Source organism: Streptomyces sp. NPDC048603, from assembly GCF_043199475.1.
In the GTDB taxonomy this organism is placed as follows: domain Bacteria; phylum Actinomycetota; class Actinomycetes; order Streptomycetales; family Streptomycetaceae; genus Streptomyces.
This window is the reverse complement of the sequence record NZ_JBICVY010000005.1, coordinates 203,614-222,106: the sequence shown is the minus strand read 5'-3', so window position 1 is coordinate 222,106 and position 18,493 is coordinate 203,614. Positions and strand designations below refer to the sequence as shown.

The window sequence follows — 18,493 nt, the reverse complement described above, 5'->3', positions numbered from 1 at the left end:
CGACCCGTCCGCGGCCGGACCGGCCTGTCCCCGGTCCGGCCCGGACCCCCGTCCCGGGCCGGACCGAGCGATGCGGTGCCGTGCCGTGCCACTCCGGTCAGGGGGTGTGGAACACGACCTCCGGGTTCGCCGGTGACGGCCCGTCCAGCAGCGGCTGTTCCGTACCGCGCAGGTGCCGGTCGAAGAACGCGGCGAGGTAGACACGGGGGATCCCGGTCGCGCGGTCCACCGGGATCGGCGGACGGGGCAGGCCGAAGTGCCCGAAGATGACGGGCGCGTCGGTGAAGGAGCCGTGGTCCGTCCCGGACACGGTCAGCCACCGCTTCTCACCACTGCCGAGCGCGCGCCAGGTGGGGTCCCAGCTGGTGTCCTCGCCTCCCGGCCGGTGCACCCCGTCGTCGGTGCCCAGCATCAGGAACGGCCGGCCGCCCAGGCCCCCGGCGGGGAGCCGGTCGTGGAAGGCGCCGTCCATGTTCGCCCCCGCCCTGATGCGCGCGTCCCCGACCATCGCCGCTGCCGCCGCGGCGCCTCCGATGGAATGGCCCGCCATCCCGATCCGCTTCCGGTCGATGATCCCGGCGTGCTTCCACACGGGGTGACGGCCGGTCAGCCGGTCGAGCACGAACGACACGTCCTTCGCCCGGGCGGCCGTGACCTTGTCGCCCTTCGCCCGGCCCTCGAACACCTCCGTGCAGGCCACGCAGCCCAGGACGCGGCCGTCGGGCGTGGCGATGCCGAAGGACTCGTACGCGTGGTCCACGGACGCCACCACGTAGCCGCGGCTCGCGAGGTCCTCGGCCAGCGCGGTGAGGGTGTAGCGGGAGAGGCTGAAGCCGGGCGAGAGCACCACGAGCGGCCGGCGGCCCGGCGCGGGCCGGGCGTCGCTCCTGCTGTGCGTACGCATGGCGCTGAGCTCCGCCGGCGACACGCCATCGCCCAGTTCCGCCCCCTCGATCAGCCGGGCGGCCTCCTCGGTGGTCGCGTAGGGCGCCGGCCGGCCGGTGCCGGAGCGGGCCGCCGGGTAGTGCAGGGTGACCATCAGCTCCCGCCCCTCGGCGGTCGGCACCCACGGGTCGGAACGGGACCGGTCGACGAGGTGGAGCACGGTACTGCCGACCGGTAAGGGGCCAGTGGGCCGCGGAAGTTCGGGCGCGGTCGTCAGAAGCCGGCCGGCATCGGCCGGACTGGCCGCGGACGGGACGGAAGGGGCCGGCGCGGCGGAGGCCGTACCGGCGGCGACCGGGAGCGCGAGGGCGAGGGCGAGTACGGCGGCCGCGGCCGCCCTGCGAGACGTCGGAGTACGCATGGACCCGACGCTAGCCAGCTGCCGCACGTCCCCGCGTCCGACCGCGGGCTCGACCGGCTCCCCCGTACGGGGGGCGTACGGGGCGCGGGGGTCAACCCCGGGTCGTACACGCCGGATTGGCTGCCGCGCCCGTACACGGACCGCCCGGGGCGGGACATCGGGACGACCGGAGCCGGGCCCGGGGCCGGGCCGGGTGCCGGGCCCGGGGCAGGGCGCCGGGGCCCCGGAGGACGTGGGCACCGGTCTCGGTCAGCCGTCCGCCATGGCCGTTCGGGTCCTCGCCCGCCGCGGGACGGGGCGCGTCAGCAGAAGGAGTGCTCGGGAGACCACGCGGTCCAGCCCTGACGGAACTGCGGGCCCGGTACGGGGCGGCGCGACCGGACGCGTCCTCTAGGGTGGTGAACCGAGCCAGGGGGGTGGGGGTGTGACGATGCGTCTGGTGTTCGTCCACGGTATCGGCGGCCCGCGGGACGCCGATACCGAGCAGGAGGAGTGGCTTCGGGCCCTCGCCGAGGGGGCCCGGCGGGCCGGCCACGCCCGCAAGGTGTCCGCGCTGACCCGGGGTTGGGGCGTGGAAACCCGGTTCGCCTACTACGGCGACCTCTTCCACCGCTCCGGCGCCCAGGGCGGGGGCGCCCCCGAAGCGGCCGGCGGCACGGCTGAGGACGCCGCCGTCGTGGCCGAGCTGCTGCTGGAGGTCCTGGACGAGCGGCTCGCCGAGCCCGGTCTCGACCCCGGCGAGGAACGGGTGCTGCGCCACGCGCGGGCCAGGCTCGCACCGGCCGGGCAGGGCCAGGGGGCCGGGGAAGCGGGGCGCCGGGTGCTCAACGCGCTGACCACTCTGGCGTCGGCGCCCGGCCTGCGGCGGCTCGGCGAGCTGGCGAGCTCCCGGCTCACTCCGACGACGCTCGGGCAGGTCGCCCGTTACCTGAACCGGGGGGAGCCGGACGGTTCGGGGGCGACGCTGGACCGGCGCATCCGGGAGCGGGTGGCGTCCTGCCTCGACCAGGACGGGCCGACCGTGGTCGTCGCGCACTCCCTCGGCACCGTCGTCGCCCTGGAGACCCTCCACGAACACAAAGGCGAGGTACCGCTGTTCGTCACGATCGGCTCTCCCCTCGGCATCCGGACGGCCGTCCTGCCCCGGACCCGGCCCCAGCCGCTCGCCACTCCCGAATGCGCCGGCCGCTGGCTGAACTTCTGGGACCGCGACGACGTGATCGCCGCGCGTCCGGTCCTGGAGGACTGCACCCGCCCCAACACGGCCCGGGTGCTGCCGAGGAGCGAGCGCGTCGACTCGGACGGTCTCTGGGTGCACCCCGCGGCCCTGTACCTCGCCCACCCCGCCGTCGCGGGCCCCGTCGTCGAGGCCCTGGACACCCTCGCGGGACTGTGAGCGGCGGCCGTCACGCCCTGGTGATCGCGGCACAGTGCCCCGATCTGGGCATACTCGACGAACTGGAGTCAGCGGCACGGGAGTTCCATGCCGTGCTGACCGAGCCGGACCTGGGCGCCTGCGCCAGGCCGGTGGCCACGCACACCCTGCTGTACGGGGAGATCTGCCAGAGCGAGATCGAACAGGCGATCCGTGCGGCGGCGCGGGCGGCCGGCCGGGCCGGAGCGGTACTGGTACTCGGGCTGCTCGGGCACGGCATCGCTTCGGGTGGCGGCCTGTACTTCATGGCCGGTGATTCGAAGGGCGCCGAACCGACCACCACCGTGGACGTGGCCGCGCTGCTGAGGCAGATCGCCGACACCCCGGGGCTGTCGGGGATCATCACGGTCGTGGACACCTGCCACGCGGCGGGCGCCGTGCCCGAGGTCAAGGCGGTCGCCGGGGGCATCCGGCAGGGCAACACCCGGCTGTCCCTGCTGATGGGTGCCGGGGTCGCCGAGGAGGCGTTCGAGCTGCGGTTCAGCCGGACCGTCACCAGGATCCTCCGGGACGGCGTGGACGGGGCCGCCGAACACCTGTCACCCGAGGCCGTCATCGACGCCGTCCGCCTGGACGGCGGCGCCCTCGGCCAGGACCTCCACCGGATGGACTGGGACGGCGCCCAGTTCGAGGAGGCCGGGCTGTGGCTGGCGTACAACCGGCGGCATGCGGTGCGCTCGGCCGGCCGGATGCTGGGCCCCCTGGCCCGTGCGGCCCTCGCCCGTGTGCTGCCCGCTGGGCTCGCCGCCCCCGGCCCCGACGGCGTACGGCCGCACCACGCCCCGCACGGGATCGCCGGCGTACGCGCGATCGACGGCCCGGAGGGGCTCGACGACCTGGAACGGGCGGCGTCCGCGCTCGGTGCCCGGGAGGGCGCGCGAGCGCGGGCGGTCCTCGAAGCCCTGCGGCACTGCGCGCGCACCCGTGCGCTGCTGGCCGCGTGGCCGGGCAGCGAGCTGACCTCGAAGGTGCTCAACCGGTCCCTGTTCACCGCCGTCCCGCAGGCCGCGGGGCTGCCCACGGCCGCGGGGAACGACCTGCTGCGCGACGCGGTGGAATACCTCCGGCTGAGCGCGCCGCTGGTCAACCGGAGTCCGGTGGTCCCGTTGGTGCGTTTCGTCGCCTCCCTGGCGATGGCGACGGGCGTTCCCTCCGCACACCCCGCCCTGCGGCAGTGGGCCGCCGACATCGGCGCGGACATCGACCTCAACGACGCGTTCGAGCGGTGGGCGGAACGCAGCCGGGACATGCGGCTCCGGCTCGTCGTCTCGTTGCACGCCGCCGTCGGCGACGAATGGCCCGAGTCCCTGACGGCCTGGCTGCTCGACGGCGAGACCCACCACGGGCACCGGGAGTTCCCCTGCCGCCCGGACCGCACCGGGGTGGAGCGGCAGATCGGAGCTGCCCTGCGCTGGGCCTCCGGGCTCGCCGAGACCGTCGGCCTGCCGCTGAAACGGGTCGAGATCGCCGCCCCGGCCCCGCTGCTGGTGCAGTGGCGGCCCGAGGAGACGGACTACGGCCGGCGGCTCGGCGACCGGCACGACGTGGTGCTGCGCTGGAGCGACCGGATGCAGCCGCCCGAGCACCTGTGGTGGATCAACGACGAGGCCCGGGAGAACCTTCGGGTACTGGAGGCCGCGCGGTGCGGGGAGCGCGTCCACTGGCTGGAGGAGAGCGACACCCGCCCCGACGGGGAGCTGCGCGCCCGGCTGAGCGGCCGCCCGGAGGGCAAGGCGGTGGCCCTCGGTCACCGCCCGGCCAGACTCGGCGACATCATGGTGACCCTGCTGGCCGCGTCACCGATCGTGCTGTGGCCGGACGGCGCCGACCGGGTCTCCGAGGACGCCCGCCGCTACGTCGACGAGAGCTGGCACCAGCTGCCCGGGAAGTTCTGCGCGGCCTACCGGGAGAACCGGCGGTCCAGCCCGCCGGGCCCGGCCGCACCCGGCGGCCCCTCCGATCCGGCCGGTGAGGGCTCCGGCCGGCCGGGCCGGGAGGACCTGCACCGGCTCCGAGCCGTCTGGGACGACCTGGACTACCTCGACTTCTGCCGCTGGTTCCAGAAGTACACGACCGACTACGCCACCGACCACGCCGCCGACCACGCGACTGACTACCCGGCCGGGTACCCGACCGATGGGGAGACACCCTGATGACCTGGCAGCCCTTCTACGCCGGGCACGGCCGAGCTCCCGAGCAGGCCCGCCGGCTCGACCCGGCACCGCCCTGGCGGGAGTTCCCGCGCCGGCCCCTGCACCGGGAGTTCGTCCCTCCGCCCGGCCTGGTGGAGGCGGTGAACGCGGCCCTGCTGCTGCGCCGCCCGCTGCTGCTGACCGGCCCCGCCGGTTCGGGCAAGTCGACCGTGATCGAGCAGGTCGCCGTCGAGCTCGCACTGGGGCCGGTGCTGCGCTGGCACGTCACCTCGCGCAGCACCCTGGGCGAGGCCCTCTACCGGTACGACGCGCTCGGCCGGATCCACGCCCAGCGGCTGGAAGGACCCGACGGCAGCGACGACATCGCGCCCTTCCTGCGCATGGGCCCGCTGGGCACCGCACTGCTGCCCTCGCCGCACCCGAGGGCGCTGCTGGTGGACGAGATCGACAAGAGCGACCTCGACCTGCCGAGCGACCTGCTGGACGTACTGGAGCGCGGGGAGTTCGAGATCCCGGAGCTCGCCCGGTACGCGCAGGACGTGGTGCCGGTCCGCGAGTGGGACGGCGACGGCAAGCACGGCATCGAGCGGGGCCGGGTGCAGTGCACCGAGTTCCCGTTCATCGTCATGACCAGCAACGGGGAACGCGACTTCCCGGCCGCGTTCCTGCGGCGCTGCGTGCGGTTCACCGTGCCGCGTCCCACGGTCGAGTCGCTGACCCGGGTCGTCGCCGCCCACCTCAGCTCGGACGCGGCTGAGGCGGTGGCGTCCCAGCGGCTGATCGCCTCCTTCGTCGCCCGGCTGGCGGAGGGCGAGAACCTGGCCGTCGACCAACTGCTCAACGCCGTGCACCTGATGAGCACGGAGAGCGCTCCGGACGAGGACCGCCGTCGGGAGATCGAGGAGCTGGTGCTGCGCGAGCTGTCCCGTGCCTGAGGCGTCCGGCATGTCGGAGTGGCCGCGGGGGCCCGAGCAGCTGGTGGGGCCGCTGGGGCCGGAGCAGCACCTGCGGCCGGAACAGCCGCCGGCACTGGAGCTGCCTGAAAGGCCGGAGGAGCCGTGGAGGTTCCGGCCTCCGGAGGGGTCCGAGATGCCGGAGGGGCTTGCCCGGGTGCTCGGCGCGCTGCGCACGGCCGCGCCCGACCTCGACGGCACCGCGCTGGCCGAGGTCCTCTGGCTCGCCGCCCGGATGGCCGCCGACCGGGATCCGGCCGGCCCGGGTCCCGCCCGGCCCCGGCCCGACCCGGCCGGGGCGGAACCTCCCGTGCCCCCGGCCGGGCGGACGGCGGACGGATCCGGTGCGCCGACCGCGCCTCCGGGACCCACCGGACCGCGGCCGGCCCCGGTCGGCGGGCCTGCGGCACCGGGAACGGACCGGGACGGCGGGGACGGCACGCGCTCCCTCCACGAGCGGCGCGCCACCGGGGCGGACGCGCTCCGCGGAACCCCCGTGGCGGCCCCCCGTGCCCCCGCGCTCCCGCACGCCCTGGAGCTCACCCGGGCGTTGCGGCCGTGGAAACGGCGATGGCGGGAGGGCCGCCTGAGCGCACTCGACGTCGACCGGACGGTCGCCGACTACGCGCGCAGCGGGGAACTCGTCCCGGTGTTCACCCCCGCGCCCGAGCGGTGGTTCGACGTGACGTTCGTCGTCGACCGTTCCCCCGGCATGCGGGTCTGGTCCGGGACCGTGGAGGAGTTCGCCACGGTCGTCGCCCGGCTCGGCGCCTTCCGCACGCTCCGGGTCCGCGACCTGTCGTTCCGGCCGGACGGCAGCCCCGTGGCGCCCGGCCCGGCCGGCTCCCCGGACGGCCGGATGCTGGTGGTCGTCGTGTCCGACTGCTCGGCGGACGCGTGGCGGCGGCCCGGGGTGTGGCGGCTGCTGCACGCGTGGGCGGGGACGACCCCGACCGCCCTGCTCAACCCGCTGCCCACCCGGCTGTGGCGCGGCACCGGCCTCGACCTCCCGCTCGTACGGGTCACCCCGACCGTCCCCGGCCCGTACGGCGCGCAGCTCCCCCACGAGAACCCGCCGCTGCTCGACCGGGACACGGCCGGAGGGCCCTCGCACTGGCAGCCGGTGCCGGTACTGTCCCTGTCCGCGCACTCCCTGGGGCGGTGGTCGCGCGCGCTGATGCGGAACGACCCGGCCGGCTGCAGTGCGGTCCTGGTCCCGCCGACCGGCCGGCTGCCCGCCCGGTCCGGGCCGGCCGCCAGGCCGGTGCCGCCGCAGGTCCGCGCACACGGGTTCCTGCGCACCGCGAGCCGGCCGGCGGTCCGCCTCGCGGTGCTGTGTTCCGCCTTCGACCGGCTGGGCCTGCCCGTACTGCAGCTGATCCGGGAGGCCCTGGTACCGGAGGCCGCCACGGCGGACGTGGCGGAGGTGGTCACCAGCGGTCTGTTCGAACTCGCCGACGAGGGTGGCTCGGTGACGCTCTCGCTGGGCGCGGACGCGCAGTCGGTCCTGCGGGAGCGGCTCACCACGGAAGACGTGTGGCACCTCCACGACTCCCTCGACCGTCACGTCGCCGAACGCGCCGGCACCACCGGACTCGCCTCGGTCCTGCCCGATGCGGCAGCTGCCGGCGAACTCCCGGTGGAGTTGCGGCCGTTCGCCCGCGCCTCCCGGCAGACGCTGGAACTGCTCGGCGTGGCCGCACCGGAGCGGACCACCCCGCCGCCCGAGCCCGGGCCCTACGACCTGCCGCCGGCGCCGGACCCGTTCGTCGGCTCCGAAGAGCTGGTCCACACCCTGGTCAACGCACTCGGCGCGGACCTCGGCGGACCCCGCCGGTGGTGCCTGACCGCCGAAGGGGCCGAGCCGGGCGTGGGCAGGACCGCGCTGGCCCTGCACGTCTCCCACCGGGTACGGGACTCCTTCTCCGACGGCCAGGTCTTCCTCGACCTGCGCGGCTCGACCCCGCACCCCGTCGACACCGATGCCGCGCTGAGCATGCTGCTGACCGCACTGGGCCGGCCTGCGGAGGGCGGCCCACAGAGCACGGGCGAGCTCCTGACCGCCGCCGTCGACGCCCTGCGGGAGCAGCGGGTCCTGGTCGTCCTGGACGATGCGCACGACACCGGCTTCCTCGGCCGGCTGTGCGCCGGGGCCCCGGACTGCGCCTGGCTGGTGACCGTACGGAATCCCGAGCACGTGCCCTCCGGGTTCGCCACCGCTCACCTGCTCCCGCTGTCCGGGGAGGACGCCGTGGCGGTGGTGGCCGCCACCGCGGGGCCGCGGCTGGACCCACGGGACCGGTCCCTGATGCTCGCCTTCCTCGGCGGCAACGGGAAGTGGTACCCGCTGGAGGCAAGGCTCTGCGGCGCCTGGCTGGCGGAGGACCCGTCGTGTGCCGTGGAGGAGGACCTGATCAGGGTGCTGCTCCACGCCGACGTCGCAGGAGGGCGTTCCAGGTCCGACTTCTCGTTCCACGGTCTGATGGAGCGGGTTCTCCCGGCCGAGCTGCTCGATGCGGCCGCGTGCATGGCTGTCGCGGGAACGGGCCGCCTGATGGTCCACGAGGCCCGGTCATTGCTCGGGGTCACTGCCGACCGGGCGCGCAGGACCATGGAACAGCTCGCCGACGCGGGAGTGCTGGAAAGGCGGAGCCAGGACGGATACCGGTTCCACACAGCCCTCCACGCGGCTTTCCTCCGCGTCTGCGAGGCCGGCTGGAGACAGCGCATCGACGGCGGTCTGGCCGCCTTCCACCGGTCCGCCGCCGTCCTCCTCCACGATGCCTCCCGTCCCGCCTCTCACCTCGCCCACCTGCTGGGTGAACGCGACCCGGACCTGACCCCGGAGGAGACCGAGAGCCTGCTCGGGCCGCCGTCGGACACATGGATCTCCAACGCGCTCGCTTCGGTGATCGATGCCGGCGATCGCATGCGCGACCGGCAGGCACGAGAGGATCTGGTCGTACTGCTGTTCCTGCTGCGTGACACCGGCGGACCGGCTCGTCACCGGCATGCCTTCGAACGCGCGGCGGACATCCTGATCCGGTCCGGAGACCAGGGCTTCGCCCGGTTGGCCCTGGCCTGGGCCGACCACGCCTGCGGCCGGATCCGGGACGCCGCCGAGCGTCTGGAGCCGCTGCTGCCCGATGCCGAGCTCTCGCCCTGGCACCTGCTGTCCTCCCACGTGCTGCTGCTGGCCGGAACGCTGGCCGTCGAGCAGGGTGAACCGGCGCGGGCCCGGGGGTACCTGCAGGAGGCGGCCCATGGCTTCACCGTGCAATCCGACCCCTACGCCCTCGCGTCGGCCCATCTCGGCCTCGCCAGGGCGGAGCTGCGGCTCGGCAGGACCCCGGAGGCCCTGGAACGGGCCGAGGAGGTCCTCGAAGAGGACTTCGATCCGGTCCGCGTGCCGCTCGCCCGTGAGGCCCTGCGCTTCGTCGCTGTCGCGGCCTCGGCGGCGGGCCGCCACGACCGGGCGCTGGAGGTCCTGACGGAACTCCGCCGGGCCCACGAGTCCCTGGGCGACGAGCGGGCCGTGGGCGAGGTCCTGGTCGACACCGTGGACGCCTGCCTCCAGCTGGGTCGACGGTTGGAGGCGCTCGCAGCCTCCGAGGAGGCCGTCCTCCGTTTCCAGGACCCGGGACTCGAGTGGGAACAGGCGGATGCCCTGGAGCTCCAGGCGGCCGTGCTCCTCCGGCACGCCGACGACGTGTACACGGCCCTTCGTGTCCTGGAGCGGGCCGGGTACCTGATGGACGGCCGCGACCCCGAGCGGGTGGGCCGGCTCAGGGCCACTGCACGGGCCCTCTTCGGGATGAGGACGCTGATCGGCTTCGAGATGGCCGCCGGACCCGCCGGCGAAGAGGAGGTCCAACGCCTTTCCGAGCACCTGGCCCGAGTGGCGGAACAGGTGATCCGCCACCTGAGCACCGCGCAGAACTGCCTCGTCGGGTCGGAACTGATCGCGGGCGGTTGTGTCCTGGTCTGTGACGCGTCGATCGGCACCGCGGACCTGGTGAACGGCCTGGCGGAGCAGCTTCCCCGGGCGCTGACCGCATCGGGTTTCCCGTACGCGGTGCATATGGCCGTCACCGTGACGGAATTCAGCGGAACACGGCCACACGGCGTCGAACTGCTGCTGCACGCCCATGAAGTCCGCTCGCTCGCCCGGCGCAGCAGCACCTGGCCCGTCGTCCACATGTCCGCGAAGGCGCATGCCGTCATGGCGGCGAGCCCGTCTGCCGAACGCGTATACGTGGACGCGACTCCGACCGGTGCGGACGCCGGGAGCCGGCTCCTGGTGCCGGCGGAAGCAACCTGGCCCTTGAGTGACCCCGGGATGCACAAGCTCGCGATGGCGTGCAACGCAGCGGACCCCGACGGCGATCGGCTCGCCAGGCTGCTGCGCGACAGCATCGACGCCGACGCGGCCCAGGCGGGTTCCACGGGCAACCTCAAGTGGAGGAACCGTGCGGCACGCTCCAGACTTGCGCTGGCGGTCGAGCACGGTTTGCGGAGCTGGGGGCCGTTCGGGCCGGGGGGCTCGACCGACTTGATCCTGCTCGCGCGGGATCTGCACGACAAGGCCGTGGGCTTCGACGTCAAGCTGTCACTGTCCCAGCAGTGGGACTTTCCCCGCTCCGCGCTCGGCCGACTCGTGATGCTCGTCCACGTCGACGACAGGGTGTCCCGCTGGTCCGTCGGGCTGCTGAGGCTCCAAGCCGAGCACATGGTCCAAGGGGACCGCCCCAGACTCAGCGCACGGACGTTGCGCAACGAGGTGCTGTGGCTCCACCGCCACAAACCGCTCCCTCCGGCCTTCCGGCTGCACGTCTCCTACGCGGACCAGCTCCGGACCGTTCGGGGGAGCAGCCTCGACCGCCTGGTCGAGCTCTTCACCCGGTTCGAGGGAAGAGGTGTGCCGCCTTCCGTACTCATCGAACTGGCGGGCGAGAACTGGCAGCGTCGGCTCCGTGAGGCCGCGCCGGTGCTCCGTGAGCGCGGCATTCTCCTCCTGGGGCCCAGCGCAGCCGACCGCGTCTTCGCCCACGCCCTGGGGCTGTACGACGGCTCGCCCGCCGATTACTACACCGGCGTCCGCCTCACGAGGTACGAGCCGAGTCGGCATGGCGACAGGCAGTCGATCCGGTATCACGACAACAGCCACTGGATCCGTGCCGGCGACCGCGACCCCGTCGAACCGCTCCCCGACCTGCGGTCGGGGCGGGCTCTGTAGCGGGGGCGCGACAGGGCGGTCCCGCGTGGCGGACGCGGGGTCGCCCGAGCGGTGAAGGGTGCGGGGCGGTGGGGTTGTTGCCGCAACATGGCCGGCTCATGGCAGTTGCACGAGCAGTCGCACGAGGCCGGGGACGGGCGTTCCCGCCGTGCCTGGTATCCCCGGCAGGGCCTCCTGACCTCGGGTGTCTCCCCCGGCCATCTGCCGGACGCCCTCAACGTGCCCCTCGACCGGCTCGCGCGGAGCGTGGCCGGACTGCGGGAGGCCGGCGAGCGGGGGCAGCTGGTGCACCCGGCCTTCCCGTTGCTGTCCGCGGTGGTCGGGGGTGGTCTGGTGTTCTCCGCCGTCTCCGGCACCTGTGGTCTGGCCGGGCTGCCCGGCCGGCTGCCGTCCAACCGTCGTGGCGCGGAGGTGCGGGCATGACCGGGATACCAGGGGCCTCCGCCGCCGGCCCGGTCAGGCGCGACCCCTACGAGGGCTTCGCCGGACGTGTGGGCCGTACCTTCGCCGAGTCCGAGCCCTCCTGGCAGCCGCCGCGACGGCCCGCAGGACGCGCCCCCAACATCGTCGTGGTCCTCGTCGACGACATGGGGTCGGGGAACCTCAGCTTCTACCGCGACGGCTGGAAGCTGGTGACCCTTTGCGGCCCTCGCCGACCCCGGCGACCCGCGCTCCTGGGCGGACCTGCACGCCCTGGCCGGCCCGGGGCGGGTCGTCGGGCTCACCGGGCTGCGCTCCGAACCGGCGCCCGAGGCCGTGCGGCTCGGTCCGGACGACGTGCCGGAGATGCTCGGCCTGATCGCCCTCACCCGGCCGGGCCCGTGCCTGCGGCGCGCGGTGGAGCTGGGCACGTACCTGGGGATCCGGTACGACGGGCGGCTGGTCGCCATGGCCGGGGAACGGCTGCGGCCACCGGGCTGGACGGAGATCAGCGCGGTGTGCACGCACCCCGGCCATCGCGGCCGGGGGCTGGCAACCCGGCTGGTGCGGGCGGTGGCCGCGGGCATCCGGGACCGCGGGGAGGTGCCCTTCCTGCACACCGCAGCGGTCAACACCACGGCGATCCGGCTCTACGAGCCGATCGGCTTCACCCTGCGCCGTCGGCCGTTGTTCCTCGCGGTCAGGACACCGGAAACACCGGAAACAATCCCGCCAAAAAGCCTTAATACCACGGGCATTGTCCCTTATCCCCCTCCCGCCTAGCGTCGGTTCCGCGGACCCGGACTCCCCCCGGGTCCCGGATCAGGAAGGCGCCCCTCGACGTGTCCGAACTGCACCTCGCCGTCGCGCTCGACGGCGCCGGCCGGCACCCGGCCGCCTGGCGCGAGCCGGGAGCCCGGCCCGCGGAACTCTTCACCGCCCGCTACTGGGCCGATGTCGTGACCGAGGCCGAGGCCGGGCTGCTGGACTTCGTCACCTTCGAGGACGGCCTGGCCCTCCAGTCCTCCGCGGCGGCGGAGCCCGACGCCCGCACCGACCGGGTGCGCGGCCGGCTGGACGCGGTGCTGACCGCCGCCCGGATCGCGCCGCTCACCCGGCACATCGGACTGGTCCCGAGCGTGACGGCCACCCATACCGAGCCGTTCCACGTCTCCAAGGCGATCGCCACCCTCGACCACGTCAGCCGGGGCCGGGCGGGCCTGCGCGTCCAGACCTCCGGACTCGCCCACGAGGCAGCGCACTTCGGCCGCCGGGAGTTCCCGGTCCCGGTGGGCGAACTCGCCGGGGAGGCCGCCGACCACATCGAGGTGGTCCGGCGGCTGTGGGACAGCTGGGAGGACGACGCCGAGATCCGGGACGGCTCCACCGGCCGGTTCATCGACCGCGACAAGCTCCACTACATCGACTTCACGGGGCCTCACTTCCGCGTCCGCGGGCCCTCCATCACCCCGCGACCGCCACAGGGACAGCCCCTGGTCACCGCCTCCGTCGGCGCCGCGGCACCCCGGGCCGGTCTGCTCGACCTGGTGTACGTCACCCCGCGCGACCTGGAAGAGGCGCGGGCGGCGACGGCCGTGCTGCCCCTGCCTCCCGGCCCGCGGCACGTCTTCGCCGACCTCACCGTGTTCCTGGACACCGACGGCGCGGCCGCGGCCGCCCGCCGCGACCGGCTCGACGCACTCGCCGGACCGGAGGGGGGTGCGTACGGCCCGGACACCGCGGTGTTCACCGGCACGCCCGGGGACCTCGCGGACCTGCTGCAGGAATGGCAGGGGACGGGCCTGACCGGCTTCCGGCTGCTGCCGGGCGTGATCGCCCACGACCTGCCGGCCATCACCCGGGGCCTGGTCCCGGAGCTCCAGCGGCGCGGCGCGTTCCGGCGTGCGTACGGGGCCGGCACCCTGCGCGGGCTGCTCGGACTGGACCGCCCCGCGAACCGGTACGCCGCCGACCCGGCGGCCTGATCCCGTACCGGCAGAAACCCCGTACCCGGAAGGACGGCAGGACCCATGAGCACGCACCGGGCGGACGGCAAACCGCTCAAGCAGATCCACCTCGCGGCCCACTTCCCCGGAGTCAACAACACCACGGTGTGGACCGATCCGGCGGCCGGCAGCCACATCGAGTTCGACTCCTTCGTCCACTTCGCACGGACCGCCGAACGCGCCAAGTTCGACTTCCTCTTCCTCGCCGAAGGGCTCCGGCTGCGCGAACAGGGCGGGAAGATCTACGACTTGGACGTGGTGGGACGCCCCGACACGTTCACCGTGCTGGCCGCGCTGGCCGCCGTCACCGAACACCTCGGCCTGACCGGCACCATCAACTCCACCTTCAACGAGCCCTACGAGGTGGCCCGCCAGTTCGCCAGCCTCGACCACCTCTCCGGCGGGCGGGCCGCGTGGAACGTGGTGACCTCCTGGGACGCCTTCACCGGGGAGAACTTCCGGCGCGGCGGGTTCCTGCCCCGGGAGGACCGGTACACCCGCGCCCGGGAGTTCCTGGAGACCGCCACCGAGCTGTTCGACTCCTGGGACGGCACCGAGATCGCCGCGGACCCGGCCGCCGGCGTGTTCCTGCGCGACGCGCGCGCCGGTGCCTTCGCGCACCGCGGGCAGCACTTCGACATCGAGGGCCGGTTCAACGTACCGCGCAGCCCGCAGGGCCGGCCGGTGTTCTTCCAGGCGGGCGACTCGGACGAGGGCCGGGAGTTCGCCGCCGCGCGGGCCGAGGCGATCTTCGGCCGGTACGGAACCCTGGAGGAAGGCCGGGCGTTCTACGCCGATGTCAAGGACCGGCTGCCCCGCTACGGCCGCCGCCCCGAGGAGCTCAAGATCCTGCCGGCCGCCACCTTCGTCCTCGGCGACACCGACGCCGAGGCGCGGGAGCTCGCCCACGAGGTCAGGCGGGCCCAGGTCAGCGGACAGACCGCGATCAAGTACCTGGAGCACGTCTGGAACCGCGACCTGTCCGCCTACGACCCGGACGGCCCGCTGCCCGAGACCGACCCGGTGCCCGGCGAGAACACCGTCGCCCTCGGCCGGGCGAGCGTACGGCAGTTCCGGGACCCCTTTTCCACCGCCCGGGAATGGCGGGCGCTGGCCGAGGCGAAGAACCTGTCGATCCGCGAGCTGGTCATCGCCACCACCGCCAGGCAGACCTTCACCGGCTCCCCCGCCACCGTCGCCGACTCCATCGACACGCTGGTGCAGCAGGACGCCGCCGACGGCTTCATCCTGGTGCCGCACCTCACCCCGGGCGGCCTGGACGCGTTCGCCGAAACGGTGGTCCCGCTGCTCCAGGAACGCGGGGTGTTCCGCACCGAGTACACCGGCACCACCCTGCGCGACCACCTCGGGCTGGCCGTGCCCGGGGCGCAGCGGTCCGGGGAGCGCACCGACCGGCGGGCCACGGCCCCGTGAAGTTCCCGGCCGTGAGATCCCCGACCCCCGTTCCCCGACCTGCGAAGGAGACCCGCCCATGACCGGCGTACCGCTCGGGGTCCTCGATCTCGTGCCGATCAGTTCCGGTTCGACCGCCGCCGAGGCCCTGCACCGCAGCATCGACCTGGCCCGGCAGACGGAGAGCTTCGGCTACGCCCGCTACTGGTTCGCCGAGCACCACCTCAACCCCGGTGTGGCGGGGAGCTCCCCGGCGGTGGTGCTGGCACTGACCGCCTCCGCGACGTCCGTGATCCGGATCGGTTCGGGTGCCGTACAGCTCGGCCACCGCACGGCGCTGTCCACGGTCGAGGAGTTCGGCCTGATCGACGCCCTCCACCCGGGCCGGCTGGACCTGGGCCTTGGCCGGTCGGCCGGCCGCCCGCCGCAGCGCGCGGAGGCGGCCCCCGAGCCCTTCACCGGGCACGCCCCCAACGGGCTGCTCATCCCGCCCCGTTTCTCCTTCGCCCACCTCCTGGGCCATCCCCGGGTCGCCCTCCAGCAGAAGCTGCTGAACCTGCCCGGTGCCGGCCCGCAGGACTACGGCGAGCAGGTCGACGACGTGCTCGCGCTGCTGCGCGGGGAGTACCGGTCGCCGGAGGGCGTCGAAGCGCATGCCGTGCCGGGCGGGGGGGCCGGGGTCCAGGTGTGGATCCTGGGCAGCAGCGGCGGGCAGAGCGCGGAGACGGCCGGCCGCAACGGGCTCCGCTTCGCGGCGAACTACCACGTCAGTCCGGCGACGGTGCTGGAGGCGGTGGAGGCCTACCGGGCCGCGTTCAAACCGTCCGACGGGCTGGAGCGGCCGTACGTGAGCGTGTCGGCGGACGTGGTGGTGGCCGAGGACGACGCGACGGCCCGGGAACTGGCCGCCGGATACGGCCCGTGGGTGCGCAGCATCCGGACCGCGGAGGGCGCCGTCCCCTTCCCTTCGCCGGCCGAGGCCCGGGCCCTGCCGTGGACGGAGGCCGACGCGAAGCTGGTGGCGGACCGGGTGGACACGCAGTTCACGGGGTCCCCGGGGACGGTCGCCGACCACCTGGAACGGCTCCGGGAGGCCACCGGCGCGGACGAGCTGCTGATCACCACGATCACGCACGACCATGCCGACCGGGTGCGCTCCTACCGCCTGCTGGCCGAGGAGTGGCAGCGCCGCTGAGCGTGCGGGAACCAGGATCAGGTTCCGGGCCGGGGACGCCCGGCGGGCGAGTTCCGCGGTGCCGGACGCCGCGAGCCCGGCCTGATCGGCGAGACACCCCCTAGGCTGGGAAGGGTGCAGGGTGGTGCCGTCACGCTGTGTCTGACCGGGGACGTGATGCTCGGCCGCGGCGTGGACCAGATCCTTCCGCACCCCGGTGATCCGGCGCTGGCGGAGGCGTACGTGCGGGATGCCCGGACGTACGTGGAGCTGGCCGAGGCGGTGAACGGGCCGATCCCGCGGCCCGTGGACTTCTCCTGGCCGTGGGGCGTCGTGCTGCGGGTGCTCGCCCGGACCGCGCCCGACGCGCTGGTGCTGAACCTGGAGACCAGTGTCACGCGAAGTGACGACGCCATCCCCGGCAAGGGGATCCACTACCGCATGCACCCCGCCAACCTGCCCTGCCTGACGGCTGCCCGCCCCGATGTGTGCGTGCTCGCGAACAACCACGTGCTGGACTACGGGCGGCGCGGGCTCGAGGAGACGCTGGACGTGCTGGCCGCGGCCGGACTGCGGACGGCCGGGGCGGGCCGGGACGCCGAACAGGCAGCGCGGCCGGCGGCCGTGCCCGTGGGCCGCGGCCGACGGGTCCTGGTGCTGTCGCTCGGCATGGAGTCCAGCGGGGTGCCGCCGGACTGGGCGGCGACGGCCGACCGGAGCGGGGTCGCGTTCGCCGCCGAGGCCTCCGGTTCCGCGGCGGCCGAGCTGGCCGTCCGGATCCGGGAGGCGAAGCGGCCGGGCGACGTGTGCGTCGTCTCGGTGCACTGGGGCTCCAACTGGGGCTACCGGGTGCCCCCGGACCAGATCCGGTTCGCGCACGCGCTCGTGGACGCCGGTGCGGACGTGGTGCACGGGCACTCCTCGCACCACCCCCGGCCGGTGGAGGTGTACCGGGGACGGCTCATCGCGTACGGCTGCGGGGACCTGATCAACGACTACGAGGGCATCACCGGCTACGCCACGTACCGGGACGACCTGCGGCCGCTCTACCTGGTCTCCGTGGAGGCCGCCACGGGCCGGCTGCGCGAGCTGTGCGTCGTGCCGCTGCAGGCCAGGCGGATGCGGTTGCGGCGCGCCTCGGCGGCGGACTCGCGGTGGCTGGGCGGCACCCTCGACCGGGTCAGCCGTCACTTCGGCGTCCGGATCCGGCCCCGGCCGGACGGCACCCTCGCCCTGCGTCCCGAGGAGCCGCCGGAGAGCGGCGGTCCGGCCGGTGCCGGTGCCGCCCGGGCAGAGCCGTCCGGGCGGCACCGACGCGAATCCTCCACAAACTGACCGGATCTGTTCACCTGACGGGGGCGCGTGGCGGTTACGATCACGGAGTGATCACAGCCCGGTCTCGTTCTCGCGCCTCTTCGGGCCGCTCCGCAGCGGTTCTGCTGCGGCTGCTCGGGCTGTGTCTGATCGTCGTGGGCTTCCTGTGCGCCCACGCTCCGGACGCGGGGAGCGCCTCCGCCCACGGGCATGTCGCCACGGCGGGCGCCGTGGTCGCGCCGCAGGGGCACGGGCCCGCACATCCGGCCCACGAGTGCTCGGCGGCGACGGCGCCGCAGACGCTTCCCGTGGACCCGGCGCACCCGGCCCACCCGCCGCGCGCGGCCGCCGCGGACACGGCGCCCGAGGCCGCCCCGCGCGGGGTGGCGCATCCCGTCGCCGACGGATCCGGTGCCGCGCTGCCGGGCGGGAGAACCACGGGCGTCCTCCGGGTGTAGGGGCGGTCTGTTCCCAGCAGACCGTTCTCCTCACTGCTGCACGGAGGCACTGTGCCGCGCCCGTCCCGCTTCCCTCTTTTCCGCGTCCGCCCCGTCCACGTCCTGCCTGCTCGCTTCACGCCTTCCCGCGTCCCGCCGCTCGGCGTCCCGCCGTTCCGCGTCCACCGCGCCGCCGGGGTGTTCGCCGGGCTGCTGGGGACGCTGCTGTTCGCGGCGTTCCACTGCCTCGCCCTCATCGACCCGGCTCCGTACGCGCCCGCCGCGCCCGCGCTGTCGCCGGTGGTGGCGGTGGCGCCGGTCGCGCCGGACGGCCACCGCCATCGCCCCCACGAGCCCGAGCCCGAGCACGAGAACCAGCACGGGCACGAGAACCGGCACGGGCACGGGCACGGGCATGGGCACGGCCACGCCACCGACTGCAACACGCCCGGCCTGGCGCCGCAGGCGCAGAGCACGCCCCAGCCCGCCCCGGCCACCCCGGCAGTGCCGGGGTACGCGACGGCCGGCGGCCCGGCCGGTCTCCCGCCGACGGCCGCCGCACCCGGCGCGACCAGAGCCCGTCCGGCCGCGACCGGCCGGTCCACCCTCACGGCCGTCTGCCGGTGGCGCATCTAGACCGCTCGCC

At 74.6% G+C, this 18,493-nt stretch carries 12 protein-coding genes and 1 pseudogene; 12 read left to right on the top strand and 1 reads right to left on the bottom strand.

The genetic code is table 11. The annotated features are described in order from the left end of the window. Positions 1-97 precede the first annotated feature (97 nt). Positions 98-1,306, bottom strand: a complete 1,209-nt coding sequence (locus tag ACGFQ9_RS13785) for an alpha/beta hydrolase family protein (RefSeq protein WP_393573957.1) — start codon at positions 1,304-1,306, stop codon at positions 98-100. A 430-nt stretch (positions 1,307-1,736) separates the two neighbouring features. Here ACGFQ9_RS13785 and ACGFQ9_RS13780 point away from each other — a divergent pair, with 430 nt between their 5' ends. The 12 genes and pseudogenes from ACGFQ9_RS13780 to ACGFQ9_RS13725 all read left to right on the top strand — a co-directional run bounded on the left by ACGFQ9_RS13780 (position 1,737) and on the right by ACGFQ9_RS13725 (position 18,483). Then, a complete protein-coding gene (locus tag ACGFQ9_RS13780; protein WP_393574291.1) occupies positions 1,737-2,702 on the top strand; it encodes an alpha/beta hydrolase in 966 nt (321 codons plus the stop codon). Beyond that, complete coding sequence (locus ACGFQ9_RS13775) at positions 2,699-4,894, top strand: hypothetical protein (RefSeq protein WP_393573956.1); 2,196 nt, start codon at positions 2,699-2,701, stop codon at positions 4,892-4,894. The genes ACGFQ9_RS13780 and ACGFQ9_RS13775 overlap by 4 nt, the downstream gene beginning before the upstream one ends. Beyond that, positions 4,894-5,829, top strand: coding sequence for an ATPase (locus tag ACGFQ9_RS13770; protein WP_393573955.1), 936 nt, complete (start codon positions 4,894-4,896; stop codon positions 5,827-5,829). Before ACGFQ9_RS13775 ends, ACGFQ9_RS13770 begins: the two co-directional genes overlap by 1 nt. Positions 5,830-5,839: 10 nt before the next feature. Beyond that, positions 5,840-11,083 (top strand): NaeI family type II restriction endonuclease, encoded by a 5,244-nt coding sequence (locus ACGFQ9_RS13765; RefSeq protein ID WP_393573954.1) that lies wholly within the window; start codon positions 5,840-5,842, stop codon positions 11,081-11,083. Positions 11,084-11,170: 87 nt separating this feature from the next. Next, positions 11,171-11,506, top strand: coding sequence for a DUF2892 domain-containing protein (locus ACGFQ9_RS13760; protein WP_393573953.1), 336 nt, complete (start codon positions 11,171-11,173; stop codon positions 11,504-11,506). Positions 11,507-11,722: 216 nt separating this feature from the next. Then, a pseudogene (locus ACGFQ9_RS13755) lies at positions 11,723-12,286 on the top strand (GNAT family N-acetyltransferase); the annotation flags it as partial. 59 nt (positions 12,287-12,345) lie between these two features. Beyond that, positions 12,346-13,488 (top strand): LLM class flavin-dependent oxidoreductase, encoded by a 1,143-nt coding sequence (locus tag ACGFQ9_RS13750; protein ID WP_393573952.1) that lies wholly within the window; start codon positions 12,346-12,348, stop codon positions 13,486-13,488. Between the two features lie 45 nt (positions 13,489-13,533). Then, positions 13,534-14,943, top strand: coding sequence for an NtaA/DmoA family FMN-dependent monooxygenase (locus tag ACGFQ9_RS13745; RefSeq protein ID WP_393573951.1), 1,410 nt, complete (start codon positions 13,534-13,536; stop codon positions 14,941-14,943). Positions 14,944-15,001: 58 nt separating this feature from the next. Beyond that, the gene (locus tag ACGFQ9_RS13740; RefSeq protein ID WP_393573950.1) at positions 15,002-16,117 is read left to right on the top strand and encodes an LLM class flavin-dependent oxidoreductase; all 1,116 of its coding nucleotides are present in this window, start codon (positions 15,002-15,004) and stop codon (positions 16,115-16,117) included. A 114-nt stretch (positions 16,118-16,231) separates the two neighbouring features. After that, positions 16,232-17,431, top strand: coding sequence for a CapA family protein (locus ACGFQ9_RS13735; RefSeq protein WP_393573949.1), 1,200 nt, complete (start codon positions 16,232-16,234; stop codon positions 17,429-17,431). A 47-nt stretch (positions 17,432-17,478) separates the two neighbouring features. Further along, complete coding sequence (locus ACGFQ9_RS13730; RefSeq protein ID WP_393573948.1) at positions 17,479-17,868, top strand: hypothetical protein; 390 nt, start codon at positions 17,479-17,481, stop codon at positions 17,866-17,868. 51 nt (positions 17,869-17,919) lie between these two features. Continuing rightward, positions 17,920-18,483: a hypothetical protein gene (locus tag ACGFQ9_RS13725; protein WP_393573947.1), complete on the top strand. Its 564-nt coding sequence runs from the start codon at positions 17,920-17,922 to the stop codon at positions 18,481-18,483. Positions 18,484-18,493 lie beyond the last annotated feature (10 nt).

Bases quoted from the DNA above. Each gene is read 5' to 3' on its own strand.
- ACGFQ9_RS13745 (WP_393573951.1), top strand. From the start codon at position 13,534: ATGAGCACGCACCGGGCGGACGGCAAACCGCTCAAGCAGATCCACCTC.
- ACGFQ9_RS13765 (WP_393573954.1), top strand. From the start codon at position 5,840: ATGTCGGAGTGGCCGCGGGGGCCCGAGCAGCTGGTGGGGCCGCTGGGG.
- ACGFQ9_RS13740 (WP_393573950.1), top strand. From the start codon at position 15,002: ATGACCGGCGTACCGCTCGGGGTCCTCGATCTCGTGCCGATCAGTTCC.
- ACGFQ9_RS13780 (WP_393574291.1), top strand. From the start codon at position 1,737: ATGCGTCTGGTGTTCGTCCACGGTATCGGCGGCCCGCGGGACGCCGAT.
- ACGFQ9_RS13760 (WP_393573953.1), top strand. From the start codon at position 11,171: ATGGCCGGCTCATGGCAGTTGCACGAGCAGTCGCACGAGGCCGGGGAC.
- ACGFQ9_RS13770 (WP_393573955.1), top strand. From the start codon at position 4,894: ATGACCTGGCAGCCCTTCTACGCCGGGCACGGCCGAGCTCCCGAGCAG.
- ACGFQ9_RS13785 (WP_393573957.1), bottom strand. From the start codon at position 1,306: ATGCGTACTCCGACGTCTCGCAGGGCGGCCGCGGCCGCCGTACTCGCC.